General features: G+C 65.6%; 21 protein-coding genes. 8 read left to right on the top strand and 13 right to left on the bottom strand.

What is annotated here, in order from left to right:
* Window positions 1–64 precede the first annotated feature (64 nt).
* The 3 genes from ACVW1B_RS13420 (at window position 65) to ACVW1B_RS13410 (ending at window position 4,713) form a co-directional block, all read left to right on the top strand.
* Window positions 65–1,798, top strand: a complete 1,734-nt coding sequence (locus ACVW1B_RS13420; RefSeq protein WP_310879262.1) for an extracellular solute-binding protein — start codon at window positions 65–67, stop codon at window positions 1,796–1,798.
* A 28-nt stretch (window positions 1,799–1,826) separates the two neighbouring features.
* Complete coding sequence (locus ACVW1B_RS13415) at window positions 1,827–3,380, top strand: AMP-binding protein (RefSeq protein WP_456792195.1); 1,554 nt, start codon at window positions 1,827–1,829, stop codon at window positions 3,378–3,380.
* 106 nt (window positions 3,381–3,486) lie between these two features.
* A complete protein-coding gene (locus tag ACVW1B_RS13410) occupies window positions 3,487–4,713 on the top strand; it encodes a GGDEF domain-containing protein (RefSeq protein ID WP_253608650.1) in 1,227 nt (408 codons plus the stop codon).
* Window positions 4,714–4,766: 53 nt separating this feature from the next.
* On the opposite strand, the gene ACVW1B_RS13405 is transcribed toward ACVW1B_RS13410, so the two are convergent.
* Genes ACVW1B_RS13405 through ACVW1B_RS13385 form a run of 5 tightly spaced genes read right to left on the bottom strand, consistent with a single transcriptional unit; the run spans window position 4,767 to window position 9,214 of the window.
* The gene (locus ACVW1B_RS13405; protein ID WP_456780567.1) at window positions 4,767–5,702 is read right to left on the bottom strand and encodes an arginase family protein; all 936 of its coding nucleotides are present in this window, start codon (window positions 5,700–5,702) and stop codon (window positions 4,767–4,769) included.
* Complete coding sequence (locus tag ACVW1B_RS13400) at window positions 5,699–6,955, bottom strand: M20/M25/M40 family metallo-hydrolase (protein ID WP_456821640.1); 1,257 nt, start codon at window positions 6,953–6,955, stop codon at window positions 5,699–5,701. Before ACVW1B_RS13400 ends, ACVW1B_RS13405 begins: the two co-directional genes overlap by 4 nt.
* Window positions 6,942–7,607, bottom strand: a complete 666-nt coding sequence (locus ACVW1B_RS13395; RefSeq protein ID WP_456780569.1) for an amino acid ABC transporter permease — start codon at window positions 7,605–7,607, stop codon at window positions 6,942–6,944. The genes ACVW1B_RS13400 and ACVW1B_RS13395 overlap by 14 nt, the downstream gene beginning before the upstream one ends.
* Before the next feature lie 8 nt (window positions 7,608–7,615).
* A complete protein-coding gene (locus tag ACVW1B_RS13390) occupies window positions 7,616–8,410 on the bottom strand; it encodes an ABC transporter substrate-binding protein (protein WP_456821639.1) in 795 nt (264 codons plus the stop codon).
* Window positions 8,411–8,437: 27 nt separating this feature from the next.
* Window positions 8,438–9,214: an amino acid ABC transporter ATP-binding protein gene (locus tag ACVW1B_RS13385; protein ID WP_038386315.1), complete on the bottom strand. Its 777-nt coding sequence runs from the start codon at window positions 9,212–9,214 to the stop codon at window positions 8,438–8,440.
* 190 nt (window positions 9,215–9,404) lie between these two features.
* Between ACVW1B_RS13385 and ACVW1B_RS13380 the strand changes: the two genes are divergently transcribed.
* On the top strand, window positions 9,405–10,310 hold the full coding sequence (locus tag ACVW1B_RS13380) for a LysR family transcriptional regulator (protein WP_076828905.1): 906 nt from the start codon (window positions 9,405–9,407) through the stop codon (window positions 10,308–10,310).
* Between the two features lie 25 nt (window positions 10,311–10,335).
* Here ACVW1B_RS13380 and mfd read toward each other — a convergent pair whose 3' ends face one another.
* Window positions 10,336–13,854 (bottom strand): transcription-repair coupling factor, encoded by a 3,519-nt coding sequence (gene mfd / locus ACVW1B_RS13375; RefSeq protein ID WP_456780571.1) that lies wholly within the window; start codon window positions 13,852–13,854, stop codon window positions 10,336–10,338.
* A complete protein-coding gene (locus ACVW1B_RS13370; protein ID WP_057018711.1) occupies window positions 13,851–14,141 on the bottom strand; it encodes an FAD assembly factor SdhE in 291 nt (96 codons plus the stop codon). The genes mfd and ACVW1B_RS13370 overlap by 4 nt, the downstream gene beginning before the upstream one ends.
* Before the next feature lie 244 nt (window positions 14,142–14,385).
* Here ACVW1B_RS13370 and recG point away from each other — a divergent pair, with 244 nt between their 5' ends.
* Window positions 14,386–16,491 (top strand): ATP-dependent DNA helicase RecG, encoded by a 2,106-nt coding sequence (gene recG, locus ACVW1B_RS13365; protein WP_456821638.1) that lies wholly within the window; start codon window positions 14,386–14,388, stop codon window positions 16,489–16,491.
* Between the two features lie 247 nt (window positions 16,492–16,738).
* On the opposite strand, the gene ACVW1B_RS13360 is transcribed toward recG, so the two are convergent.
* From ACVW1B_RS13360 to ACVW1B_RS13335, 6 genes are all read right to left on the bottom strand, one after another.
* Window positions 16,739–17,521 carry a DUF502 domain-containing protein gene (locus tag ACVW1B_RS13360; protein WP_456780573.1) on the bottom strand — a complete coding sequence of 261 codons (783 nt, stop codon included), beginning with the start codon at window positions 17,519–17,521 and terminating at the stop codon, window positions 16,739–16,741.
* Between the two features lie 95 nt (window positions 17,522–17,616).
* Window positions 17,617–19,443: a glutamine--fructose-6-phosphate transaminase (isomerizing) gene (gene glmS, locus ACVW1B_RS13355; protein WP_456780574.1), complete on the bottom strand. Its 1,827-nt coding sequence runs from the start codon at window positions 19,441–19,443 to the stop codon at window positions 17,617–17,619.
* Between the two features lie 174 nt (window positions 19,444–19,617).
* Entirely contained in the window at window positions 19,618–20,265 is a 648-nt protein-coding gene (locus ACVW1B_RS13350) for a hypothetical protein (protein ID WP_456792192.1), read from the bottom strand.
* Entirely contained in the window at window positions 20,262–20,537 is a 276-nt protein-coding gene (locus ACVW1B_RS13345) for a hypothetical protein (RefSeq protein ID WP_057018715.1), read from the bottom strand. The genes ACVW1B_RS13350 and ACVW1B_RS13345 overlap by 4 nt, the downstream gene beginning before the upstream one ends.
* A 135-nt stretch (window positions 20,538–20,672) precedes the next feature.
* Window positions 20,673–21,467, bottom strand: coding sequence for an adenylate/guanylate cyclase domain-containing protein (locus tag ACVW1B_RS13340; protein ID WP_057018716.1), 795 nt, complete (start codon window positions 21,465–21,467; stop codon window positions 20,673–20,675).
* Between the two features lie 175 nt (window positions 21,468–21,642).
* On the bottom strand, window positions 21,643–22,707 hold the full coding sequence (locus ACVW1B_RS13335; RefSeq protein WP_456780576.1) for a carbon-nitrogen hydrolase family protein: 1,065 nt from the start codon (window positions 22,705–22,707) through the stop codon (window positions 21,643–21,645).
* A gap of 175 nt (window positions 22,708–22,882) precedes the next feature.
* On the opposite strand from ACVW1B_RS13335, the gene ACVW1B_RS13330 reads away from it, so the two are divergent.
* From ACVW1B_RS13330 to ACVW1B_RS13320, 3 genes are all read left to right on the top strand, one after another.
* A complete protein-coding gene (locus tag ACVW1B_RS13330; RefSeq protein WP_028332060.1) occupies window positions 22,883–23,833 on the top strand; it encodes a LysR family transcriptional regulator in 951 nt (316 codons plus the stop codon).
* Window positions 23,834–23,909: 76 nt separating this feature from the next.
* Window positions 23,910–24,236, top strand: coding sequence for a DUF485 domain-containing protein (locus ACVW1B_RS13325; RefSeq protein WP_456780577.1), 327 nt, complete (start codon window positions 23,910–23,912; stop codon window positions 24,234–24,236).
* A 12-nt stretch (window positions 24,237–24,248) separates the two neighbouring features.
* Entirely contained in the window at window positions 24,249–25,832 is a 1,584-nt protein-coding gene (locus ACVW1B_RS13320) for a solute symporter family protein (RefSeq protein ID WP_456792191.1), read from the top strand.
* Window positions 25,833–25,912: the final 80 nt, after the last annotated feature.

The following is a 25,912-nucleotide window of genomic DNA, read 5'->3' as shown; positions in this document are numbered from 1 at the left end:
GGTCCTGGGGTACACGACGAGCGGGCTGGTCCCTGCGGCGGCCGCCGAGAGCCACGCGATCGCGATGCATGGCGCCCCAGCGCTGCCACCCGACTTTACCCACCTGCCCTATGCCAATCCCGACGCTCCCAAGGGCGGCCGCCTGGTCCAGGGCGTGATTGGCACCTTCGACAGCCTCAATCCCCTGATCATCAGGGGCATCGCCGTGCAGCAGGTCAGGGGCTACGGCTATGAGCGCGGTTATGTCTACGAAAGCCTGATGGCGCGGGGCAATAACGAGCCGTTCACGCTGTACGGCCTGCTCGCGCGCAGCGTCGAGACCGACGACGCCAGAAGCTATGTGACATTCCACATCGATCCACGCGCCCGCTTCTCGGATGGACGGCCGGTACTCGCCGACGACGTGCTGTTCTCGCTGGCGCTGCTGCGCGACCATGGCCGTCCGATGCACCGCCAGTATTATTCGAAAGTCGCAAAGGCCGAGGCGCTCGACCCGCTCACGGTCCGGTTCGATTTCGGCGGCGTGGCGGATCGCGAATTGCCGCTGATCCTCGGCCTGATGCCGATCCTGCCGCGGCACGCCATCGATCCCGAGAAGTTCGAGGAAACGACGTTGGCCCCGCCGATCGGGTCCGGCCCCTACCGCGTGACGGCGGTCAAGCCCGGCGCCAGCGTCACCTTCACGCGCGATCCCAATTATTGGGGCCGCGACCTGCCCATCAACCGCGGCCTCTGGAACTTCGACGAGATCAGGCTCGATTACTACCGCGAGGCCAACGGCATGTTCGAGGCCTTCAAGCGCGGCCTGTATGATTTCCGGACCGAGACCGAGCCGTTGCGCTGGCACGACGGCTATGACTTCCCGGCGGCGCGCAACGGCGAGGTGATCCGCGACACCATCAAGATCGGCACGCCGCGGCCGTCCGAATTCCTGGTTTTCAACAGCCGGCGGCCGAAATTCGCCGACCTGCGGGTGCGTCAGGCACTGGCGATGCTGTTCGATTTCGAATGGGTCAACCGCAACTATTATTTCGGACTGTTTTCGCGGGCCGGCGGTTTCTTCGCCGGATCGGATCTGTCCGCCTATGGCCGCCCCGCCGACGATCGCGAGCGCGAGCTGCTCAAGCCATATCTGTCGCACATCCAGCCCGATATCCTCGACGGCCGCTATCGACTGCCGGTCACCGACGGGTCGGGGCGCGACCGCGGCCTCCTGCGCAGTGCGCTCGCGCTGCTCGCCGAGGCGGGCTACGCGCTCGACGGCACAGTCTTGAAGCAGCGCTCGACAGGGACGCCGCTGCGCATCGAGATCCTGGTGACGACGCGCGAGCATGAGCGGATCGCCCTCGCCTATCAGCGTGACCTGAAGCGGGCCGGCATCGAAGCCGCGGTGCGGGTGGTCGACGCGGTGCAGTTCGAGCAGCGCCGGGTCGGCTATGACTTCGACATGATCCCCATCCGCTGGGACCAGTCGCTGTCGCCGGGCAACGAGCAGTGGTTCTACTGGAGCAGCCAGGCCGCCGATGTGCCGGGCACAAGGAATTACATGGGCGCCAAGGATCCCGCCATCGACGCCATGATTGCGGCGCTGCTCGCGGCACGCGAGCGGCCGGCTTTCGTCTCGGCGGTGCGGGCGCTGGACCGGGCCCTGATGTCGGGCTTCTACGCTATCCCCCTATTTAACTTGGGAGAGCAATGGATCGCGCGCTGGAATCGGATAGAACGGCCTTCGACCACGGCGTTGACGGGCTACCTGCCGGAGACCTGGTGGCAGAAGCCCGGCACGCAATCCAGATGATTTGCCGAGTGATACGACCCGACGCGGCATGACCTGGTCCGAGCGAAGCGATGCAACCGACGTTGAACCCGTGAACCAGTCGATCACCTCGCCAACGCTCGATACCCTGTTCAAGCGCACTTTGTCGCGGCAACCCGAGGCGCTGGCGCTGGTCGACCCGCTCAACAAGCAGCGCATCACCGGACAGACCCGCAAGCGCCTGACCTATGCCCAGGCCGACCGCGCGATCTCGGCGATCGCCGCCCACTTCGTGCAGAGCGGATTGCCGGCCAACACGGTGATCGCCGTGCAGCTGCCCGGCACGGTCGAATTCGCTCTGACCGTCCTTGCCGCGCATCGGGTCGGCCTCGTGGTGGTGCCGCTGCCGCTGCTGTGGCGGCAGGCCGAGCTGACGTCTGTGCTCAACCGCACCGCGGCGCGGGCAATCGTCAGCTGCGGCCGGATCGACGGCGTCTCCTATGCCGACATCGCCATGAACGCCGCGGCGGAAGCGTTCTCGATCCGCCATGTCTGCGGCTTCGGGACCGATCTGCCCGAAGGCATGGCGTCGCTCGACCAGGCGATCCTGGAGGACTCCCGGGCCTCGCGCCCGATGATCCAGGACGGCCGCAAGCCGGCGCTGATCTCCTTCGACGTCACCAGCGAAGGTCTTCGTCCGGTGCCGCGGGCGCATTTTGGCCTGATCGCCGGCGGGCTCGCGATGTCGCTGGAGAGCGATCTGCCGCCAGGCGCCACCATCATGTCGGCGTTCGCGCCGATGTCGTTCGCCGGCATCTGCGCGTCGCTGGTGACCTGGCTCCTGTCGGGCGGAACGCTGGTGTTGCACCACCCCTTCGACGAGGACGCGTTCGAGACCCAGTTCAACGATCACACCTGCAATACGCTGATCGCGCCGGCGCAGCTCGCGCTGCGGCTCGACGAGCGCGGCCTGTCGGAGCGCCTGCCCAGCCTGCGCACCGTGATCGGCCTCTGGCGTACGCCGGAGCAGGTTGCCTCCAGCGCGCACTGGAGCTCGCGGCGGGTGACCATGACCGACGTCTATCTGTTCGGCGAGGCCGGGCTGTTCGGCGCCCGCCGCACCGCCGAGGACGGATCGCCGGCCGTGATCAAGCCGGGGCCGCACAGTGCGCCGCGCGAAGCGCCCGGCGCATCGGTCGCCGGCGAGATCCTGCTGACGCCGAAGGGCACGCTCGGCCTGCGCGGCCCGATGGTGCCGGTCGCCGCCTATGCGCCGCCGCCTCCGCCCGGCGACAGCCTGATCGCGCCGCCGCCGCGCGATTTCGTCGACACCGAATATGCCGCGCGGGTCGATCGCGCGACCGGGGCCGTCAACATCACCGCGCCGCCGTCGGGGGTGATGACGGTCGGCGGCTACCGCTTCCTCGCCCAGGAGCTGCAGGAGTGGTCGCGGCGCCTCGGCCAGGGCGCGCTGCTCACCGCATTGCCGGACCGTCTCAGCGGCCACCGGCTCGCCGGACGGGCACAGGACAATGCGCGCGCCCGCGACGCCCTCACAGAACTTGGGCTTAACCCCTTGATGGTCGAGGCATTTCGCGACCGTGGTGGCGCCGGGTTGAGTTAAAATCTTATCATTGTGTTAGTCTTATCATTGTGTTGACGCCGCATTAAGCCATGCGAACTAGCATCGCAGCCGTTGCTGATCTTAAGCATTGGTTTCGAGCGTTCGAATGTCCCAACAAGGTCCGGTCCTCATCGTATCGGCGTCGACAAAGCCGTCGTTTGCCGCAGCCCTCGATGAGACGAAACTCTTCCCGGTCGTGGTCACCGACTGGAACGAGGTCGGACGGGCCATCGAGCAGGTCAAGCCGGCCGCGATCATCGCGGCCGCCGAGGGGGTCGACTTCGTCACCCTGTCGGGCCTCGCCAAGCGCGCCGCCGCCCGTGCGCCGTATCTGCCGCTGATCGCGGTCGATCCCGCGACCACCCTGCCCGACACCGTGATCGCATTCTTCCAGAGCAAGGGTCTGCCGGATCGGCTGGTCGCCCGGCTCAACGCGTCCTTACGCGTTCGCGCGCTGCATTCTACCGTGATGCGCCGCCTGGTGCCGCCGGCACCGATCGCCCTGTCTGACATCGATCCGATCGGAGAGGCCACCGCGCTGTTGATCGGCCGCGGCGGCGCCTACCCGACGCTGTCGGTCGCGCTCGGCGAACGCGCCGGCGTGGTCGGCGCACTGAGCATCGAGGCCGCCGCCAAGCATCTCTCGAGCCGCGACATCGACGGCATCGTGCTGGCGGAAGGCTTCACGCCGCGGGTGATGGATGCGTTCCTGACCGTGCTGACCGAGGATGTCCGCTTCCGCCCGTTGCCGGTGATCGTCGCCTCGGGCGAGCTGACGCCGCGATACGAGCTGCCCAATCTCGAGATCGTCACGGCCGGGCCGACCCGCATCGCCGACATGGCGCTGCCGATGATCCGCCAGCACGCCTTCGAGGCGCGGCTCGGCCGCATGCTGAAGGCGATCGACGCCAAGGGCCTGATCGATGCCCGCACCGGCCTGCTCACCAAGGCCGCGTTCGAGCGCGACTTCGCGACCGCGGTCTACCAGACCGCCGAGCGCGGCGGCGCGCTCTCGGTGGCACGCTTCACCTTCGACAACACGCAGCCGCGCGCGCAGTTCGACGGCGCACGGATCATCAGCCGGCTGATGCGCCGGGCCGATTTCGGCGCGGTGCATGACGACCGCTCGCTGGTCGTGGCATTCGCCGGCACCGACCTGCGCAACGCACAAGCGATCACGCGGCGTCTGGCGAGTGTGATGCGCCACACCCAGAACGGCCGCCGCGATGCCCGCTCCGAGCCCGCCGTCAGCGTCGCAACGCTGATGCCGGGCGATTCCGCACTGTCGCTGCTCGGCCGCCTGTTCGGAACGCCGGAGCGCGCTGCGTCGTAAGGCCCGCGGATTTTTAGGGCACAGTCAGGGTGACCTATCAAGCCGCCGCGATTTCAGTCCGGCAACAGCCCCATGCCCGCGGCAAGCAGCACGAGAGCCTCCATGATCATATGGGCGCAGAGCTGGGCGGCCATCCCCTGAACGTCCTGTGGCGGGCTGACCGTGTTGAAATCCATCGCGACGATATTCAAGCCTGAAAGGCTGCGCAGCAATTCGATCCCCTCGCGGGCCGACAGGCCTCCCCAGGCGGGCGTGCAGACGCCGGGAGCAACCGATGGATCGAACACATCCATGTCCCAGCACAGATAGACCGGCCGCGCGCCGACGACCTGGCTGAATTCCGCGACGGTCTGCGCGAAACCGCGCCGCATCAGCTCCTCGATCGTGACGACGCGAAATCCGAGCGACCGCGTATGTTCGAGCACACCCGGGCAATAGGTGAAGCCGCGCACGCCGATGTGCCAGGATCGGCCGGCGTTCACCACGCCTTCCTGCGCCGCGTTGGTGAACTGCGTGGCCGCATTGTACCGATCGTCCGGCGTATACGGATATGCATCGGTATGGCTGTCGATATGCAATGCGACGAGATCCTTGTGATACCGGGCGGCGGCGCGCATCAGCGGAAGCGAAACCGAACCGTCGCCGCCGATCCCGACCGGCACCGCGCCAAGCTCGAGAATCTGGCCAGCGGCAGCCTCGATCTTGACAAAGGCGTCTTCAATGCGTCCCGGCACCAAGGCAACATCGCCGGCATCGACCGCCCCCAGCAATGACAGCACATCGACGTCGGCGAGCGACGGATGATAGCGGCGAATGAGCCGCGACTCCCGCCGGACCTCCAGGGGACCTTGCCGGGCGCCGACGCGGAACGGATGCGTGCCGCAATCGAACGGCACGCCGAGCACGGCAGCGCGGCTGCCCGGCCGCGGTAACCCCGCCGGCAATCCCATGAATGTTTCCGGACCCACGAAACCCACCACGTCGCTCATTCTCTGTTCTCTCTTGTCAGCATGTCGAAGGCGGTCAGCGCGTGCACGCGCGACACCGTCGCCAGTTCGGCGATGTCAGCGTACTCGTCCGGCGCGCCCATGTTGTGAGGTGTCGGTCCATAGACGACCGTCGGGATTCCGGCCATGCGAAACCAGCGCGCATCGGAGCCGCCGACGCGCATGTTGATCGCCGGCGCCCTGCCGATGATGTCCGTCGCCGCAGTTGCGCAGCGCGTGACGATCTCGTCACCGGGGTCGGTGTGATTGGGTTCGAAGCAGCGCAACACGCGCCATGTGATGCCGGGCAGATCGAGCACCTCTCGCAACAGCGCGAGAACAGCTTCCGACGTGACGCCGACCGGCAGACGCAGGTCGATGGCCGCTCGCGCATGGCTCGGCACCAGGTTCGGTGACGAACCGCTACTCACCGTTCCGATGTTGACCGTGACGTTCGACAGGACGTCGGCTTCGCCGGCGCCGCACAACGGTTCGGAGACGGGCCTTGCGCGGCGGATGGCATCGGTGACATTGACCGGCATCGCAACTGCCAGGCTGCGCAGCTCACTCACTCTGTCCAGCGCTTCGCGCAAGCGATCGATCGCATTGATGCCGAGATGGACATGCGCGCCGTGCGCCGCGCTGCCCTCCGCCTCGATCTCGATCCAGAGGAATCCCTTCTCGCCGAAGCGCAACACCATCGGCGAACCGGCGTCGCCAATGATCACGGCGTCGCCGCTGGCATGGGAGACCTGGTCGAGCAGGTATTTGGTGCCGTACGGGCCCATGCTTTCTTCGTCGCCGGCGAGCGTCAGCACCACCTCTCCCGCCCATGCCTCGCGCTGCTCGGCCAGTGCGGCCATCGCGGCCATCGATGCCGCAATGCCGCCCTTCATGTCAGCCGCGCCGCGGCCGTAAAGGCGGCCGCCGACGACCTCTCCGTCGGGATTGACCGACCAGCTCATCCGCTCGCCCAACGGATAGGTGTCGAGATGGCCGTTGAACACGATGCGGCGGCCGGGGGCATGGCCTTTGATCCGCGCGACGACGTTGACGATCTCGGCTGTCCCCGGATGCAGCTCAACCGCAACGCCCGGCACATGCGCCCTGAGGAGATCGGCCGCCAGCGCCGCGACGGCGCGCGTGTCGCCGTCCGGATTTGGCGACGCCACTCCGATCAGCCGCATCGCCAGCTCGACGACCTGGCTGGTCCGATCGCTCGAAACCGCGCGGCGAACTCGATCAACGTCGTGCAAGGCGCGCTTCCCATATGCGGATTGAGTGGGTGAGCGGCCAGCAGATCGCGAAATACACCCCCGCGATGAAGGTGAATATTTCCAGCGGCCTGAACGTTGACGACGACAACTCCATGCCGCGCCGCGTGACCTCGCCGACCGACACCACGGACGCAAGCGAGGAATATTTGATGAGCTGGACGAAATTGGCGGCCAGCGGCGGCAGCACGCTGCGAATCGCCTGCGGGCCAACGATCCGCACAAAGCTCTGCGCGGGCGTCAGGCCGAGCACCTGCGCCGCCTCGCGGTGCCCGACCGGAACGGTCTGGATGCCCGCCCTGAAGACCTCGGAGATGAACACCGCCGAATAGAGCGAGAGACCGAGGATCGATGCGGCCAGCGCATCGATCCTCACATTGAAGACGATCGGCAGCACGTAATAGACCCATAGCAGCTGCACGAGGATCGGCGTATTGCGGACGATTTCGCCGACCGAAAGCGCGATGATGCGCGCGAAGCGGAAGCGGGACATCTGCATGATCGCGATGACGAGCCCCAACAGGGTCGCCACCACGAGCGTGACAATTGAAATGAAAAGGGTCATTTCCATGCCGGAGGCAAGAAAACCCAGATTGTTCGGGATGACGTCCCAGCGAAAGCTGTAGCTTTGCATCTGATGTCTCAGGGCGCGACGATCGGTCCGAGCTTGTTCTTCTCGGCGGCGGCCTTGAGCCGGCCATCGAGCTTGATGGTGCGAACGAACAGGTTCACGTAATTGAACCAGATCTGGTCGCCCTGGTTCATGACGTACGCGTAAGGCGTCACGGACAGGTTTTCCGGCGGCGCCACCGTCGTGGTCCAGTCGAACTGGGCATTCATTTTGATCGAGGCCGGATAATCGGTCATGACGACGTCGACGCGTTGCGCCATCAGCTCAGCCTGGGTCGTGGCCGGAGGTGCGACCGCGACGGTCTTGGCGTTCTTGAAGTAGGACCGCATGAAGTTCTCGACATAGCTGCCGAGCGAGACGCCGGCGTTGACGCCCGGCTTGTCGATATCCGCCCAGGATGTGATAGGGCCGCCCTTGCGCACGACGGCATAGACGCCGCTCGTCAGATACGGGTCCGAGAACGCGACGGCCTGCGCGCGCTTCATCGTCGCCCCGACGCCGAACATGCCGAGATCGCATTTGTTGGCCTGCAGGTCGGCGATGAAACTGCCAAAGCTGGTCTCCACATAGTCCAGCTTCACGCCCATGTCCTTGGCGAGCTCCTTGGAGAGATCGATGTCGATCCCCTCGAGCTGTCCGCTATCTGGATTGCGGAACGAAATTGAATAGTACATCGGCCAGATGCAGACCCTGAGTACCCCGCTCTTGGTGATCTCGTAGAGGAGCGACTGCGTCTGCTGGGCAGCCGCCGGCGTCATCGAGAGAAAGAGCGCGCAAACGAAGGCAAGTCGGCGCAGATTCGGCATGAGCTTCAATCTCCTGTCGTGCATTGATCACTCGTCAAACTGATTGAGAAAGCGCTTGGCGCGCTCGGTTGTCGGCCGTTCGAAAAAGGCGGCCGGAGTGCCGTGCTCAACGATCATCCCCTCGTCCATGAACACGACATGGCTCGCCACGCGCCGGGCGAAGCCCATCTCGTGCGTCACCACGAGCATCGTCATGCCTTCGAGCGCGAGCGTGCGCATGACCTGCAGCACCTCGCGGCGAAGTTCGGGGTCGAGCGCCGACGTCGGCTCGTCGAACAGGAGTATCTTCGGCTGCATGGCAAGCGCCCGGGCGATCGCGACGCGTTGTTGCTGGCCTCCGGACAGCCTGGCCGGATAGGCATCGCGCTTCGCCTCCATGCCGACCTTCTGAAGCAGCCGTTCGGCCGTGACGACCGCCTCATCCCGGCTGACCCCGCGCACCCGCATCGGGGCCTCGATGATATTTCCCAGCACCGTCATGTGCGGCCACAGATTGAACTGCTGGAACACCATTCCGATTTCCGGCCGCACCTTGCGGGCAGCGAGCCGCACATCGGACGATGGCCGGGCCTGCGAGACCGTCGCCCCCTCCATCACGACGCGCCCGTCGGAAGGAGCCTCCAGCAGCGCCATGCATCGCAGAAGGGTCGTCTTGCCGGAGCCGCTTGGACCGATGATGCAGGTCGACTGCCCGGTGCCCAGCGCAAGATCCACGCCGTTCAGAACGGTGTGGGCGCCGAAGCGTTTGACCACCGCTTCGGCGGCCAGGACCGACGCGGCGCACGATGCGTGGCTTGTGTTCATCCCCGCAGACCCTCCAGACGACTTCATCTCGAAACATAAGCAAATATAATGCCAATGCTCGTCACGCTCAGATTGCGGTAACATTATCTGGAATTTCGCCGGCGTGATGTGCGAAAATTCCTTGTGTTATTAGCGTTTCCCTTCATGCTCATACCACGAGCGACATCGAAACGATATATAGATATTGGTTATGGATCGGCGTCTTGTTGAGATTTTTCATGCTGTTATGCAGCATCGATCGGCAACCGAGGCCGCGCGTGCACTCGGGGTATCGCAGCCGGCTGTGAGTGCGGCCTTGAAACGGCTGGAGGCAGATGTCGGGTTTGCGCTGTTTCGCCGGGAGAGCCGCCATATCGTGCCTACGCCGGAGGCGCATCTGTTGCACAATGAAGCGATCCGGGCGCTCGCCGGGTTTGCCGAACTGGAGGACGCCGCTGCCGGAATCTCCGCAGGCAAGCGCGGCGTTCTGACGATCGCGAGTCCGGGACCTGGGATAGTCTGGCTTCCGGGCGTCGTCAGCCGCTTCCAGCGCGAGCGCCCGTCAACAACGATCAGGCTCCTGACCCGAAGCTCCGAGAATGTCCGGAGCCTGGTCTCGGCACGTGCATTCGACTTCGGAGTCGCCGAGCCGCCGTTCGACCGCACCAATGTCGTATTGCGGCGCTACCGAATGTCCCTGGACTGCGTGATGCCTGCAACGCATGCACTGGCTGACCGGAAAGTCGTCACTCCCGATCTTCTCGAGCGACATGATCTGATCATCACCTCGCAGAGCCGATCGACCTATGCCGCGGTATCTCGCGCCTTCGAAGCCAGCGGTACGCCGTTTCATCCGGCGATCGAGTGTGAATTCTTTGCCGTCGCGCTCAACCTCGTCATCGATGGCGCGGGTGTCTGCCTCGTCGACGCGCTCAGCGCGTCCGAAACGCTCAGGCGAACCAGCGGAGCGAGCAAGCTCGTCGTCCGCCCCTTCGCGCCGGCGATCCACTACGAGGTCGGAGTCCTGAAGCCGACGATCGGCGAACTCAGCGTTCTCGCCGAGCAATTCCTGAAACTGCTCGACGACCACGTTGCGCCCTATTTGATCCGATCCTGAGCCGAGGCCTGCGTCGGACCGCGTGTTAAGCCGCCTTCTTGCTCTCCGCGAGGTTGGCGAGCTGGCGCAGGATCTCGGTGGTGCCGGCGAGCCGCTCTTCCGGCGTATCCCATTCCTGGAAGAACACCACCTTCATGTCGGGCCGCACCTTGGCGGCCTGGCCGTGCTGGCGGATGAAGCTCACCAGCCGCTCCGGATGCGCAAAGCTGTTGTCGCGGAATGCGATCACGGCGCCCTTCGGGCCGGCATCGACCTTGCCGACATTGGCCCTTCGGCAATAGGCCTTGATCGCCGCGACCTTGAACAGATAGCGCACCTCGTCCGGCAGCACGCCGAAGCGGTCGCGCATCTCGGCGGCGAAGGCGTCGATGTCCTCGTCGGTGTCGAGATCGGCGAGCCGGCGATACAGCGACAGCCGCACGCTGAGGTCGTTGACATAGTCCTCGGGGATCAGGACCGGCATGCCGATCGTGATCTGCGGCGACCAGCGGTCGGCGGCCGGCTCGGCGACGCCGGCCTTGAGGTTGACGATCGCCTCCTCCAGCATCGACTGGTACAGCTCGAAGCCGACTTCCTTGATGTGGCCGGATTGCTCTTCGCCGAGCAGATTGCCGGCGCCGCGGATGTCGAGGTCGTGCGAGGCGAGCTGGAAGCCGGCCCCCAGCGTCTCCAGCGATTGCAGCACCTTGAGCCGTCGCTCCGCCTGCGCCGTGATCTTCTGCTGTGCCGGCAGCGTGAACAGCGCATAGGCGCGCAGCTTGGAGCGGCCGACGCGGCCGCGCAGCTGGTAGAGCTGGGCGAGGCCGAACATGTCGGCGCGGTGCACGATCAGCGTGTTGGCGTTCGGGATGTCGAGACCGGACTCGACGATCGTGGTCGAGAGCAGGATGTCGTACTTGCCGTCGTAGAACGCGGACATGATGTCCTCGATCACGGTCGGCGGCATCTGGCCGTGGGCGACCGCGACCTTCATCTCCGGCACGTTCTTGTCGAGGAAATCCTTGACGCCGGCGAGGTCCTCGATCCGCGGCACGACGTAGAACGCCTGGCCGCCACGGTAGCGTTCGCGCAGCAGTGCCTCGCGGATCATCAGGGGATCATGCGGCGCGACGAAGGTGCGCACCGCGAGGCGATCGACCGGCGGCGAGGCGATGATCGAGAGCTCGCGGACGCCCGTCAATGCAAGCTGAAGGGTGCGCGGGATCGGGGTTGCCGACAGCGTCAGCACATGGACCTGGGCGCGCAGCTGCTTCAGCCGCTCCTTGTGGCTGACGCCGAAATGCTGCTCCTCGTCGACGATCAACAGGCCGAGGTCCTTGAACTTGATGGTCTTGCCGAGCAGCGCATGGGTGCCGACGACGACGTCGACGTTGCCGTCGGTGAGCCCCTTCTTGACCTGGTTGAGCTCCTTGGTCGACACCAGCCGCGAGGCCTGCGCGACATTGACCGGGAAGCCGCGGAAGCGCTCGGTGAAAGTCCGCGAGTGCTGACGCGCCAGCAGCGTGGTCGGCACCACCACCGCGACCTGCCTGCCCTCCAGCGCCACGGCGAACGCCGCGCGCAGCGCCACCTCGGTCTTGCCGAAGCCGACGTCGCCGCAGATCAGCCGGTCCATCGGACGGCCGATCTCGAGGTCCTTCAAGGTCGAGGTGATGGCCCCGAGCTGATCCTCGGTCTCCTCATAGGGGAAGCGCGCACAGAACTCGTCATAGACATGCGGCTGCAGCGGGAATTTCGGCGCCTCGTGCAGCTGCCGCTCGGCCGCGATCTTGATCAATTCGCCCGCGATCTCGCGGATCCGGTTCTTCAGCTTGGCCTTGCGTGCCTGCCAGCCGCCGCCGCCGAGACGGTCGAGCTCGACATTGGCGCTGTCGGAGCCATAGCGCGACAGCAGCTCGATGTTCTCGACCGGCAGGAACAGCTTTGTTTCGGCGGCATAATGCAGCTCGAGACAGTCATGCGGCGCGCCGGAGACTTCCAGTGTCTGCAGCCCGACGAAGCGGCCGATGCCGTGCTCGACATGGACCACGAGATCGCCGGTTGCAAGGCTCGTCACCTCCGAGATGAAATTGTCGAGCTTGCGGCTCGCCTTGCGCGGCCGCACCAGGCGGTCGCCGAGAATGTCCTGCTCGCTGATGACGGCGAACTCGTCGGTCTCGAAGCCGGATTCCATCCCGAGCACGGCCAGCATGGTCTCGTTGCGCGGCGTCGCCTGCACGATCCGCCAGGTGTTGACGCTGGTCGTGTTCAAGAGCTTGTGGTCGCGCAGCATCGCGCCCATGCGGTCGCGCGAGCCCTCGCTCCACAACGCGATCACCACCTTCTTGCGCTGTGACTGCAGCGCGCCGACATGGCCGACCACGGCCTCGAACACGTTGACATTGCTGTCGGCGCGTTCGGGGGCAAAATTGCGGCCCTGCCGCGCGCCGGCGTCGAACACGTCGGGCGAGCCTTCGGGCACCGCGAACGGCGTCAGCCGCGCCAGCGGCGCATCGCCGAGCAGCTTGGTCCATTCGGCCTCGGTCAGATAGAGCTGGTCCGGCGGCAGCGGCTTGTAGATCGCGCCGCTGCCGGGATGCTCCAGCGCCTCGCGCCGCGCGTCATAGTAGTCAACGATCTGCGAGAAGCGTTCGCGCGCCGCGTCCTCGCCCTGCGGCTCGATCGCGACCGTCGCGCCGTCGAGATAATCGAACAGCGTGTCCATCCGCTCCTGGAACAGCGGCAGCCAGTGTTCCATGCCGGGGTGACGCCGTCCCTCGGAGACGGCTTCATAGAGCTGATCGTCGCGCCCCGGCGCGCCGAACGCGGCGACATAGCCCATGCGGAAACGCCGGATGGTTTCGGTGGTGAGCTGGAATTCCGACACCGGCACGAGATCGAGCCCGCGCATGTCGAGCAGCGTGCGCTGGGTCTCGGCATCGAAGGTGCGGATCGATTCCAGGCTGTCGCCGAAGAAGTCGAAGCGCACCGGCTGGTCGAGGCCGGCCGGAAACAGATCGAGGATGCCGCCGCGCACGGCATATTCGCCGGGCTCGCGCACCGTGGACGAACGGGTGTAGCCATTGTGCTCGAGCCAGGCCACGACCGAATCCATCGGCACCACATTGCCTGGCGCAACCGACAGCGCTTGCGCTGCGACCTGATCGCGCGCCGGCACCCGCTGCACGGCCGCATTTACCGTGGTGAGCACGATCAGCGGCTTGTCGCTGCCGACCAGCCGCGACAACTTGGCCAAAGCGGTCAGGCGTTGCGCCAAAATGCCGGCATGCGGCGAGACGCGGTCATAGGGCTGGCAGTCCCAGGCCGGAACCTGCATCACGGCGATATCGGGCGCGAAGAACTCCAGCGCGCGGGCGAGCTGCTGCATCCGCGCGCCGTCGCGGCACACCACGGCAAGGCTCACCGCCGGACGCTTCGGCTGCGCCGCGATGGCGCGCGCCAGATCCGAGATGACGAGCCCCTCGGCGCCCTCGGCGACGTTGGCGATGGTGAGCACCCGGCCGGGCGCGAGCATCGCGGCCGGTGATTTCATCGGCTGTTTCATGCGCTGGGATCCGCGACCCGGAACGCCTTGATGCGGGCAAACAGCGCGGTGGCATATTCGGACGGCAGCACCTTGTCGCCGGTCAGCGCCGCATAGAGGTCGGGATCCGGGACCTCGATCAGATGCTCGAGCTCGCCGAGCTCGTGGTCGGACAGTTCGCCAATGGTCGCGTCGGCGAAGCGGCCGAGGATCAGGTCCATCTCCCGGGTGCCGCGGTGCCAGCAGCGAAACAAAAGCCGCTTGCGGCGGTCATCGAGCCCGCTGCTCGATCGTGTCGATCCCGTCATGTCCCAAAATCCATCCAACGCCAAAAGCCCGGACGTGCCGGGCGGGCCTGATATAGCCATGGCGATGGCCGATGTCAGCCCTCATTCGCCGCGTTTTGGGTTTCCCTGGGCGCATGCCGTCGCCGGGCTTGCGCGCCCGTCGAAGCCTTGTAGACGGGACCCGGCCGACATCAGCTCCAAAAAAAGACGTGGATGCCCGGCACAAGGCCGGGCATGACGGTGTGAAACGGTCTTGGATTCGTCGATGCGCCCAGCCCTGCTCAATCCGCTGTTTGCCCAGGTCACGACCCTGCAAGGGGTCGGCCCGAAGCAGGACAAGCTGCTGCGCTATCTGCTCGACCGCAGCGAGACGCCGCGGCTGGTCGACCTGCTGCTGCATCTGCCGGCGAGCGTGATCGACCGCCGCGCCCGGCCGAAGATCCGCGACGCCGCGGTCGGAATCATGGTGACGCTTGAGGTCACCGTCGACCGCCATCGTCCGCCGCCGCGCAATTCGCGCGCGCCCTACCTCGTCTATGCCAGCGACGACACCGGCGACGTCGTGCTGACCTTCTTCCGCGCCCAGCCCGGCTATGTCGAGAAGCTGCTGCCGGTCGGCGAGAAGCGCTACGTCTCCGGCACGCTGGCGATGTATGACGGCATCCCGCAGATCGTGCATCCCGATCGCGTCGTCGATGAAGCGGGCTTTGCAAAACTGTCCGGCATCGATCCGGTCTATCCGCTGACCGAGGGGCTTGCGATCGGCTCGCTCCGCCGCGCCATCGCGCAGGCGCTGACCAGGCTGCCGGATCTGCCGGAATGGATCAGCCCCGAGGTGCTGCGCCGCTGCAACTTCCCGCCGATCAGGGAGGCGCTGACCCGCGTGCATGTGCCGGTCGAGCTGACCGACATCCTGCCCGACGGCCCGTTCTGGTCGCGCCTCGCTTTCGACGAACTGCTGGCAGGCCAGCTCGCGCTCGCCCTGATCCGCGCCACGCTGCGCCGCCCCGCCGGTGTGCGCAACGCCGGCGATGGTCATCTGCGCCGGAAGATCATCGATGCCCTGCCCTATGCGCTGACCAGGTCGCAGCAAGAGGCGGTCGCGGCAATCATCGCGGACCTGCAGCAGCCGGTGCGGATGCTGCGCCTCGTGCAGGGCGATGTCGGTTCCGGCAAGACCGTGGTGGCGCTGCTGGCTGCCGCCGCGGCTGCGGAAGCCGGCAAGCAGGCCGCGCTGATGGCGCCGACCGAAATCCTGGCGCGCCAGCACATCAAGACCATCGCGCCGCTCGCCGAGAGCGCCGGCCTACGGGTTGCGATCCTCACCGGCCGCGAGAAAGGCAAGGAGCGCCGCGAACTTTTGGCACAGCTCGAGGCCGGCGAGATCGATCTCTTGGTCGGCACCCACGCGCTGATCCAGGACGACGTGATCTACAAGGCGCTGGCGCTTGCCGTGGTCGACGAGCAACATCGCTTCGGCGTCCGCGAGCGCCTCGCGCTGACGTCCAAGGGCGAAGCCGTCGACGTGCTGGTGCTGAGCGCCACCCCGATCCCGCGCACGCTGGTGCTGACATATTTCGGCGACATGGACGTCTCGGAGCTGCGCGAAAAGCCCGCCGGCCGCCAGCCGATCGACACCCGCGCGGTGCCGATGAGCCGGATCGAGGACGTGATGGACGGCGTCGGCCGCGCGCTCGGCGCCGGCAAGCTGGTCTACTGGATCTGCCCGCTGGTCGATGAATCCGAGGCCGAGGGCACCGAGCATCTCACCAACGCGACCGAACGTTTCGAGAGCCTGCAGAAGCGGTTCGGCGATCGCGTCGGTCTCGTGCACGGCCAGATGAAGGGCACCGAGAAGGACCGCGTGATGGCGCAATTCGCCGCGCACGAGATCGGCCTCCTGGTCGCGACCACGGTGGTCGAGGTCGGCGTCGACGTGCCGGCGGCGACCATCATGGTGATCGAGAACGCCGAACGTTTCGGGCTTGCGCAGCTGCATCAACTGCGCGGGCGCATCGGCCGCGGCTCCGAAGCCTCGACCTGTCTGCTGCTCTACAAGGAGCCGCTCGGCGAGATATCGAAGGCGCGGCTGAAGGTGATCCGCGAGACCACGGATGGATTCCGGATCGCCGAGGAGGATCTGAAGCTGCGCGGCGAAGGCGACGTGCTCGGCATCCGCCAGAGCGGCCTGCCCGGCTACCGCATCGCGCGCTCCGAGGTGCACGGCCAGCTCATCACCCAGGCCCGCGACGAGGCGCTGCGGATCATGAAGGACAACCCGAAGCTGAAGGGCGAACGCGGCGAAGCGCTGCGCGTCCTGCTCTACCTCTACGAACGCGACGAAGCCGTGCCGCTGATCGGCGCGGGGTGATTCAGCGCGACGCACGCCGCCGTCCGTCCCGTCATCCCCGCGCAAAGGCTTCGCCTTTGTCGCTGGAGGAGCGCCAACGGGTCCGCGCAAAGCGCGGCCCGATGACAGGCTCCGCGCGTCTTGAAGGATCGACGGCCACCAGCGGGGCCGATTCATCCTTCGAGACGCGCGCAAGAGCGCGCTCCTCAGGATGACGGTGCGATAGCGCGATGGTACAGCTAGACACGCCGCATAGGCGCGCCGGCCGCTACTCCACCTTCGCCGGCGCGGGCTGAGTTGCCGGCTGCAGCGAAGCCTGGCTCGCAATGCGCGCAGCATTGGCCATGCCGGCGAGCGCCGCGGCGCGCTTCTGATCGTTGGCGCCGGGCTGCACCACGCCGGCGGACATGATCAGCGTCGCGGCATCCTCGGTGCTCATCTCGATCTCGATGATCTTGCTCTTCGGCACGTAGAAGAAGAAGCCGGTGGTCGGGTTCGGCGCGCACGGCAGGAACACCGAGATGTGCTCTTCCGCTCCGGGCAGGCTAGCGGCAAGTTCGGCGCTCGGCGCCTGCGAGATCAGCACGATCGACCACATGCCGGGCGAGGGAAACTCGACGAGGCCGACGCGGCGAAAGCTCGAGCCGTTGCCGGAGAACAGCGTTTCGAACACCTGCTTGAGGCCACGATAGATCGCGCGCACCGCAGGGATGCGGCCAAGCAGCCGTTCGCCGAGATCGACCAGGGTTCGCCCGATCAGATTGGCGGTGAGGAAGCCGAGCAGCGTCAGCGCGATGACCGCGACGATCAGGCCGGAACCCGGCAGCCCGAACGGCAGATAGGTTTCCGGCCGGTAGGCCGTGGGCACGAACGGCCGGACCAGATTGTCGACCCAGTTCACGAACCACCAGGTCAGATACAGGGTGATCGCAACCGGTCCGGCCACCACGAGGCCGGTCAGGAAATAGTTGCGAAACCGCGCCATCAGCCCGCGCGGGGCATCCGGGGGCAATTCACCGGTCGAGGCGGGAGGCACTTGGTTGGAGGTCATTGCGGTTCCAGGGTCGTCGAAGCGGCCGTAGTCCACCACCCAGCTAAGCCATTCTGTCGCATTTTTGAAGGGCCGCGTGAAGCTGCGGCTTGCGACTATTCGACCGTGACCGATTTGGCCAGATTCCGCGGCTGGTCGACATCGGTGCCCATCACGACAGCGGTATGATAGGCGAGCAGCTGCACCGGAACGGCGTAGACCATCGGCGCGAAGGTCGCCCCCATGTCCGGCATCACGATCGTCACCAGCGACTGGATGGTCGCTTCCGCCGCGCCCTTGGCGTCGGTCATCAGGATGATCTTGCCACCGCGGGCGGCGACCTCCTGCATGTTGGAGACGGTCTTCTCGAACACCTTGTCGTAGGGCGCGATCACCACGACCGGCATGTGCTCGTCGATCAGCGCGATCGGCCCGTGCTTGAGCTCGCCGGCGGCGTAGCCCTCGGCGTGGATGTAGGAGATTTCCTTCAGCTTCAGCGCGCCCTCCAGCGCCAGCGGATAGCTGGTGCCGCGGCCGAGATAGAGCACGTCGCGCGACTTCGAGATCTCGCGCGCCAGCTTCTCGATCTGCACTTCGGTGGTGAGCGCTTCCGACATCAGGCGCGGGATCTCGACCAGACCATGCACCAGCTTGGCCTCGTCGGCATCGGACAGCTCGCCGCGCGCCTTGCCGGCGGCGACCGCGAGCGAGGCCAGCACCATCAGCTGGCAGGTGAACGCCTTGGTCGAGGCAACCCCGATCTCGGGACCGGCGAGCGTCTGCAGCACGGTCTCGCTCTCGCGCGCGATCGTCGAGGTCGGCACGTTGACGACCGAGAGCGTGTGTGCGCCCTGCGCCTTGGCGTAGCGCAGCGCCGCCAGCGTGTCGGCGGTCTCGCCCGACTGCGAGATGAAGATCGCAAGGTCGCCCTTGCGCAGCGGTGCCTCGCGGTAGCGGAATTCGGAGGCGACATCGAGCTCGACCGGCAGCCGGGCCAGCCGCTCCAGCCAGTATTTCGCGACGAAGCCGGCATAGCTCGCGGTGCCGCAGGCCGTGATCGAGATGCGCTGGATATCCTTGAAGTCGAACGGCAGCTTCACCGGCATGGTGACGCGCTCGGTCGCCATGTCGACATAGCGCGCCAGCGTGTGCCCGACCACTTCCGGCTGCTCGTGGATCTCCTTCGCCATGAAGTGGCGGTAGTTCGCCTTGTCGACCAGCGCCGTTGCCGTCGTGTGCTTGATCGCCTCGCGGTGGACGATGGCGTTGTCCTTGTCGAAGATCGTGGCGCCCTTGCGGTTCAGCACCACCCAATCGCCATCCTCGAGATAGCTGATCGTATCGGTGAACGGCCCGAGCGCGATCGCGTCGGACCCGAGATACATCTCGCCATCGCCATGGCCGACCGCGAGCGGCGGGCCGTTGCGCGCGCCGATCATCAGATCGTCCTCGCCGGCGAAGATAAAGCCGAGCGCGAACGCGCCGCGCAGCTGCGACAGCACCGCCCTCACCGCCTCGATCGGCTTGACGCCGCCCTTGAGCAGATTGTCGACCAGATGCACCACGACCTCGGTGTCGGTCTCGGTCGAGAACGCCGCACCCTTGGCCTCGAGCTCCTCGCGCAGCTCGCGGAAATTCTCGATGATGCCGTTATGCACCACGGCGACGCGCTCGGTGGCGTGGGGATGCGCGTTGTTCTCGGTCGGCCGCCCGTGCGTGGCCCAGCGGGTGTGGCCGATGCCGGTATGGCCGCCGAGCGGCTTGGCCTCGAGCCGGGCCTCGAGGTTCTTCAGCTTGCCCTCAGCGCGGCGCCGCGCCAGGCCGCCATTCTCCAACGTGGCGACACCCGCGGAATCATAGCCGCGATATTCGAGCCGCTTGAGCGAATCCACCAATTGCTCCGCGACCGGAGCGCGTCCAAGAATGCCGACGATGCCGCACATGCGGTTCAATGTCCCCAAAAATCGCCGAAAATTTGCCAAAGCGGCGACACGGTCCCTTAACGGGAATCGCCGGCCGCAAGATACTCAATAATTATTGCCGATTGCGACAGTCTTAAACGGCAAGGTGATGCGAAAGGTTGGTTAATCGGGGCTAACCATTTTGGCAAGAGCGCGTCAGTGCGGATCCGCCGGCGCGGGCCACGGTTTCGCCTCCCAGATCGTGGTCCATTCCTGACCCGCGCCGCACGCAGGCGCGCTGACCTCGACGCGAACCACGACAAAGCTTTCGCGATTGGTCACGTCTAGCCGATAGACATGCCGCAGGTGTGGGCTGGGACACAGGTCCGATCCGGTTTCAGCCTGAAACAAGCCGGCCTCCTCCCTCCATGTGATGAAACCCGGAGTGTCCGTCGTACCGAAGCCGTTCAGCGCGACGTACGGAAATTCCATCGGCTTTGGTCTGCTGACGTCGGAAAGATCGAACGCGCGATGCGATCCAGTCACGGAAAGCCGACAGAACATCAGCGCGAGACGGTGCCCGGCCACTTTCATGAAGCGAACCGGCAGCTTTTCGATGTCATCACTGTATTTGCAGCCGGATTGCTCGGCCGCAAGCGCGAGCATCCTTGGCACCAAGGCCGGATCGGAAATTTCAAAGTCCGTGCGTCCATTGGCAAGGCTGCTCCATTCGCGAAGCGCCTCGCGTCGTGCATTGATGCTCGCAGTTTCGTCGCCGCGCGCGACCGACACGAGCGGCGGACCGGCCGTGAGAAGACCTCCGAGCAGCACCCTGATCAATCCAGCGATCAGCCGCGCGCTCACGGTTCCCATCCCCGGCCACGCAGCCAGACCTCGCGGCACGTAACCAGCATGCCGAGCAGTCCGTTCTTGAGGAAAAACAGATAGAGCGCGAACAGCAGCACGAAGCTGGGCCGATCGTCGCCCCAGGAAACGAACTCAGGCTGGTCGTGTGTCTTCCGGGACAGCACCGCCAACTGTCCGGTCTCGGCCCATTGGTAGAGTCGTGCGGCGCTGAAGTACGTCACCAGGCTGCAAAAGACTCCAATCAGAACGGTCGCGGCATGTTTGCGCATGCCGTGTTTTGCCTTGTCGCCTCCTAAGAGCGATGAAACCGCAGACGGCAAACGTCGTTAACCGCATCAATATGTCATTAACGCCTTTCGGCGAGGCCAGCCGACGCTGGCGGTAGTCGACGCTCCCGGGACGCCCTAATGCTCCACCCGGTAGAGCCGCCATCGCTCCGGCACGCCTTTGAGCTGGTGCGCGCCGCGGTCCTTGAAGCGGATTTCGGACTTTGACATCAGGTCCTTGACCGCGCTCGAGACCAGCACTTCGCCGGCCCGCGCTTTCGCCGCGACGCGCGCGCCGATGTGAAACGCAAGCCCGATCACCTCCGCGCCACTCACCTTGTATTCGCCCGCGTGCAGTCCGACCCTGATCTCCAGCCCCAGCGTGCGCACGGACTCGCGGATCGCGGTCGCGCAACGGATCCCGGCTGCCGGCGCGCGGAACGTCGCCAGCAACCCGTCGCCCGTCGTCACGACTTCCTTCCCCCGCAAGGCCTTCAGCTCCCTGCGCACAGCGACATAGTAGTGGTTCATCACCGTCGCCCAGCGCGTGTCGCCGAGCCGCGCGGCCTTTTCGGTGGATCGGACGATATCGACATAGAGGATCGTGGCGAGCGCCTGCTTGAGCTGCGAGTCCCGGTCGGTGGTTCGCCGCCGGTTCGCGATATTCCCAGCCAGCGGTTCATAGCGATGGCTGCGTCGCCGCGCGATGGCGGCCTTGGTGTAGTCCTGGGCGCGCTGCACCGTGCGGCAGCGAATGGTTTTTTCCTGCGGTGGAAACGTCCAGTGGACCTTTCGCCTGTCGCCCGCGCCATCAACCTGCACGGCGCCCCATTTCAGGAAAACCGTCGAGCCGGCCCGTCGAATGCACCATGCCTTCGACGTGTATCCGGAAACGTTCGACTGATGGACTCCGATGCGAAGGAATTTTGGCATGAGCGTCCGGCCGATCGAAGGAACGTTTGGCAGCCTACCCAGGGTAAAGCGTAGCCATACATTCCCGCGTTGGCAACGGTGCAGGTTTGCGGACTATCGAGAATGCCGGACCGCGATGTCCGCGTCGGGTCCCGCCCGCGGACGAAGGATCGTGTGAGGCAGCACCAAGGCTTCGTCAGCTCCGGAGGTCGCGGCCCTGCCCATTCGATGCAGCGTCGGCATCGACCGACAGAATTGCCGCGTCTTGCACGTCCGCTATCGGCTGCTCTGGATCGCGGAATCGAGCCGGGGTCAACCGGCTGCGGTCGACCGTCACGCCGAAGATGTCGAAGCGGTTGTAGTAACCGACTACGTCGTGAAACTGTTTCGGCTCGACGCAGCGATTGAGATCGATCTCCGCGTAGGCGATCCCCTCCTCGTCCTGCAATCCATCGCCGAAGACGCTGCCGGTCGGATCGACGAAGAAGCTCGCCGCACGTGGTGTCTGGTCGATCACGTCGGCGATCGTTCGATCGCGTTCAATGAGGAAGGCGCGCAACGCCTGGTCCATGTAGCCGGCGGTGACGATCCCGAATACCTTGGCTTCGAAGCAATGGGCGCTGGCCCGGATGCGGTTGGCGGCCACGTTGTCGAAATTGCCGCCGCCTGCCGGGCGCCGGGTGGGCCACATCGGCGGCCAGCTCGAAATGTGCACCTGCTCGCCCTGCGCCATCAGCGCGAAGCGGGCCAATGGATTGGTATTCTCGCCGCAAATCAACCCGCCGATCCGGCCCTGCCGCGTCTCCGCGACTTTAAGGCCCGCACCATCCCCGGACGACCACACCAGCTTCTCATAGAAGGTCGGAACCAGCTTGCGGTGATGGACGAGAATTTCTCCGGTCTCGCCGATCAGCAGGTTCGAGTTCCACAGCCCCCCGACGCTGACGGCCGAGCGCTCGCTGATACCGATCGAGACCGTGACGCCGAGGGCGCGCGCCTCGGCGCAGAGCCGCGCCACTTCCGGTCCGTCCGCCAGCACGGATTGCTCCGCCATGCGCACGAACAGATCGTGGTTGTCGATTGGAGGCCACAGCGCAGCCCAGACCGGAAAGGCGGGAATATAGGTTTCGGGAAACGCGATCAGCTCGGCGCCGGCTCTGGCCGCCTCGCGAATGATGGCGATCGCCTTTTCGGTGGTCGCCCAGCTGTCGAGGAAGACGGGCGCGGCGTGGACGGCAGCAGCCTTGAAACGAGGAAGCATGTCGAAAATCCCGGCTAGGACTAGGAGAGCGAAGCGGTATCATCCCTGGCTTGCCGGCGTGCATGGGAATTGTCGCAAGGTCGGTTGCGAAGGATCGGAACCGCCACGCGCTGGAACGGGAATTGCTTTGCTGACAAGGGCCGCAATTTCAACGGCCGCAACCTGGAGGCCGGTGATGTTCGACACGATCAACTGGGACGATCTGCGGGTGTTTCTCTGCGCCGCCCGCGCCGGGAATTTGAGCCAAACGGCAAAGCGGCTGCGGCTCGACCATTCCACCGTCAGCCGGCGCATCGCCCAAATGGAAGCTTCGCTCGGGGTTGCGGTGTTCGAACGCCACCGCACCGGCCTCAAGCTCAACGAAGTCGGCGAGCGGTTGCTGCGTCATGCCGAGCGGGTCGAGAGCGCGGTGATCGCGATCCGCGAGGAAGCCAGCGCCAGCGACACCCAGGAGCTCGTCGGGACCGTGCGGCTCGCCACCATGGAGGGGATCGCCTCGCTCTATTTGGCGCAACGCTTTGCCAAACTGCGACGCACCACGCCGCAGCTCACCGTCGAACTCGTCACGTCCGCCCAGACGGTCTACGTCCATAAGCGCGAGGCCGATCTGTTCGTGTCCTTCTTCCGGCCGCCCGGTCCGGGCCTGATCTCGGAGCGCATCGGCAAGTTTCGGCTCGGGCTATTCGCGAGCCAGGACTATCTCGACCACCACGGGATGCCCGCAAGCCTGCGCGACCTGCAGGATCATTGGTTCGTGTCCTATATCGAGGACCTGATCCAGGTCGATTCGGTGCGCTGGCTCGCCGACGTCATCGAAGAGCCGAAAATCGCCTTCCACTCCAACAGCATGATCGCGCAGATGAACGCCGCGGCGGGCGGCCTCGGCATCGTGATGCTTCCGAGCTTTGCCACAAGGGACCGGCCCGACCTGATACCGGTGCTGCCGGCTCTCGCCGGCACCGTTCGCGAGGTCTGGCTCAACGTCCACAGCGACCTGCAATTCGCCCCGCGCATCCGCGCCGTCCGCGCCTTCCTGAAAAATACCCTGAAGCAGGATCCCGACATGCAGGTCACGCTGGCCGATGTCGTGCCGCAGCCGCGCACAGCAGATTGCAAAAATCCATAATTCCCTTCCGTCAGCCCCCGGCTGAAGCTCGTCCGATTGGCGCAAGCAGAGCGCGCTGAAGTTTTGAGGGGCCGATATGAACGTGGTTATTCCCGGCAATGCCGATCCGGCGCCGAACGGCGGCGCATTGGCCAAGAAGCAGGCCGAGCAGCTGGCCAAGAAACTGGCCAAGAAGCGGCTGACGGTCGCGCTCGTTCTGAGCGTTGCGATGATCGTGATCTATTTCGGCTTCATGGGGCTCTTCGCGTTCGACAAGCCGCTGCTCGGCACCATCCTGGTGCCCGGCCTGTCGCTTTGCATCGTGCTCGGCCCGCTCGTCATCATCTCTTCCTTCGTGCTCTGCCTGGTCTACGTGCTGTGGGCGAACCGGGTGTTCGACGCAGGCGTTCGCGAGCTTCGCTAAGGGGACAGGCAAATGGGCAGCAGCACGCTTTCGATCGGGTTCTTCTTCGCCTTCATGGCGTTGACGCTGGCAATCACCTATTGGGCTGCGCGGCGCACGCGCACCACCGAGCACTTCTTTGCCGCCGGCGGCCAGGTCACGCCGTGGCAGAACGGCTGGGCACTCGCGGGAGACTTCCTGAGCGCCGCGGCCCTGCTCGGAATTGCCGGCATCGTCACCTCGAACGGCTTCGACGGCATGATCTATTCGATCGGGTGGCTGGTCGGCTGGCCGATCATTCTGTTCCTGATCGTCGAGCCATTGCGCAATGTCGGCCGTTTCACCTTCGCCGACGTCGTGGCCTATCGCCTGCGCCAGCGCCCGGTGCGCCTCGCCGGCGCCATCGGTACACTTGCCGTGATCCTGTTCTACCTGATCGCCCAGATGGTCGCGACGGGATCGCTGATCAAGCTGCTGTTCGGCCTGCCCTACACCTGGTCGGTCATCGTCGTGGGCAGCGTGATGCTGGTCTATGTGCTGTTCGGCGGCATGTTAGCGACGACCTGGGTGCAGGTGGTCAAGGCGGTGCTGCTGATGGGCGGCGGCATCCTGCTCGCCCTCCTCGTGTTGACCCATTTCGACATGAACCCGCTGAAGCTGTTCGCCGCGGCGTCCGAGAAATACGGCACCAAGGTGCTGCAGCCGGGATCGAAGGTGGTCTCTGGTCAATGGGATGCCATCTCGCTCGGGCTCGGCCTGATGTTCGGCACCGCCGCGATGCCGCATGTGCTGATGCGGGCCTACACGGTGAAGGATTCCAAAGCCGCACGGCTGTCGATCCTCTATGCCACCGGCCTGATCGGCGTCTTTCATCTCATGGTCTTCATCATCGGCTTCGGCGCCATGGTGCTGGTCGGCGCCGAGGCGGTGGCCAAGGCCGGCGGCGGCGGCAACATGGCAGCGCCCCTGCTCGCACTCACCGTCGGCGGCAATGCGTTCTTCGGCTTCATCTGTGCGGTCGCGTTCGCGACCATGCTTGCCGTCGTCGCGGGGCTGACGCTGTCGGGCGTCGCCACGCTCTGCCACGACGTCTGGACCAATGTGATCCGGAGCGGCACCGCTTCCGAGGCCGAGCAGCTCAAGGTCGCGCGGGTCGCGACCGTTCTGATTTCCATCCTCGCCATCGGTCTGGGGATTGCGTTCGAAGGCCAGAATGTCGCGTTCATGGCGGGACTTGCGTTCTCGATCGCCTGCGCCGCCAACTTCCCGTCGCTCGTGCTCGCCATCACCTGGCGCCACTTCACGACGCCTGCTGCCGTGGCGAGCATCCTCGTCGGCACACTGAGCTCGCTGGTGCTGATCTATCTGTCCCCGACCATCCAGGTCGACATTCTCGGCAAGCCGCTCGCCGCGGTCGAGCATCAATGGTGGTTCGTGTCGCTGCGCAATCCCGCGATCATCAGCATGCCGCTATCCTTTGCGGTCGCGATCCTGCTGTCGCTGGTGACACGGGAGAAGAACGCAAACCTCGCCTTCGACGAGATGCAGCGGCGCATCCTGCTCGGACCGGTAGAGCCGAAGACCGACGAGCCGCGCCAGGCGAAGAATGCGGCATGAACCGGGTCAACCGATCGACGTTGCGATCAGCCCGTTGCGAACCCCGTCACCCGATTCGCATGTGTGACTCACAGATCGCG

This window comes from Bradyrhizobium sp. USDA 4502 (assembly GCF_054063355.1).
This window is presented reverse-complemented; position numbering and strand designations above follow the sequence as displayed.

What these genes read in the sequence shown, in the direction of transcription:
- ACVW1B_RS13420 (WP_310879262.1), top strand. Translation starts at nt 65, where the DNA reads ATGCATGGCGCCCCAGCGCTGCCACCCGACTTTACCCACCTGCCCTAT.
- ACVW1B_RS13415 (WP_456792195.1), top strand. Translation starts at nt 1,827, where the DNA reads ATGACCTGGTCCGAGCGAAGCGATGCAACCGACGTTGAACCCGTGAAC.
- ACVW1B_RS13410 (WP_253608650.1), top strand. Translation starts at nt 3,487, where the DNA reads ATGTCCCAACAAGGTCCGGTCCTCATCGTATCGGCGTCGACAAAGCCG.
- ACVW1B_RS13405 (WP_456780567.1), bottom strand. Translation starts at nt 5,702, where the DNA reads ATGAGCGACGTGGTGGGTTTCGTGGGTCCGGAAACATTCATGGGATTG.
- ACVW1B_RS13395 (WP_456780569.1), bottom strand. Translation starts at nt 7,607, where the DNA reads ATGCAAAGCTACAGCTTTCGCTGGGACGTCATCCCGAACAATCTGGGT.
- ACVW1B_RS13390 (WP_456821639.1), bottom strand. Translation starts at nt 8,410, where the DNA reads ATGCCGAATCTGCGCCGACTTGCCTTCGTTTGCGCGCTCTTTCTCTCG.
- ACVW1B_RS13385 (WP_038386315.1), bottom strand. Translation starts at nt 9,214, where the DNA reads ATGAACACAAGCCACGCATCGTGCGCCGCGTCGGTCCTGGCCGCCGAA.
- ACVW1B_RS13380 (WP_076828905.1), top strand. Translation starts at nt 9,405, where the DNA reads ATGGATCGGCGTCTTGTTGAGATTTTTCATGCTGTTATGCAGCATCGA.
- mfd (WP_456780571.1), bottom strand. Translation starts at nt 13,854, where the DNA reads ATGAAACAGCCGATGAAATCACCGGCCGCGATGCTCGCGCCCGGCCGG.
- ACVW1B_RS13370 (WP_057018711.1), bottom strand. Translation starts at nt 14,141, where the DNA reads ATGACGGGATCGACACGATCGAGCAGCGGGCTCGATGACCGCCGCAAG.
- recG (WP_456821638.1), top strand. Translation starts at nt 14,386, where the DNA reads ATGCGCCCAGCCCTGCTCAATCCGCTGTTTGCCCAGGTCACGACCCTG.
- ACVW1B_RS13360 (WP_456780573.1), bottom strand. Translation starts at nt 17,521, where the DNA reads ATGACCTCCAACCAAGTGCCTCCCGCCTCGACCGGTGAATTGCCCCCG.
- glmS (WP_456780574.1), bottom strand. Translation starts at nt 19,443, where the DNA reads ATGTGCGGCATCGTCGGCATTCTTGGACGCGCTCCGGTCGCGGAGCAA.
- ACVW1B_RS13345 (WP_057018715.1), bottom strand. Translation starts at nt 20,537, where the DNA reads ATGCGCAAACATGCCGCGACCGTTCTGATTGGAGTCTTTTGCAGCCTG.
- ACVW1B_RS13340 (WP_057018716.1), bottom strand. Translation starts at nt 21,467, where the DNA reads ATGCCAAAATTCCTTCGCATCGGAGTCCATCAGTCGAACGTTTCCGGA.
- ACVW1B_RS13335 (WP_456780576.1), bottom strand. Translation starts at nt 22,707, where the DNA reads ATGCTTCCTCGTTTCAAGGCTGCTGCCGTCCACGCCGCGCCCGTCTTC.
- ACVW1B_RS13330 (WP_028332060.1), top strand. Translation starts at nt 22,883, where the DNA reads ATGTTCGACACGATCAACTGGGACGATCTGCGGGTGTTTCTCTGCGCC.
- ACVW1B_RS13325 (WP_456780577.1), top strand. Translation starts at nt 23,910, where the DNA reads ATGAACGTGGTTATTCCCGGCAATGCCGATCCGGCGCCGAACGGCGGC.
- ACVW1B_RS13320 (WP_456792191.1), top strand. Translation starts at nt 24,249, where the DNA reads ATGGGCAGCAGCACGCTTTCGATCGGGTTCTTCTTCGCCTTCATGGCG.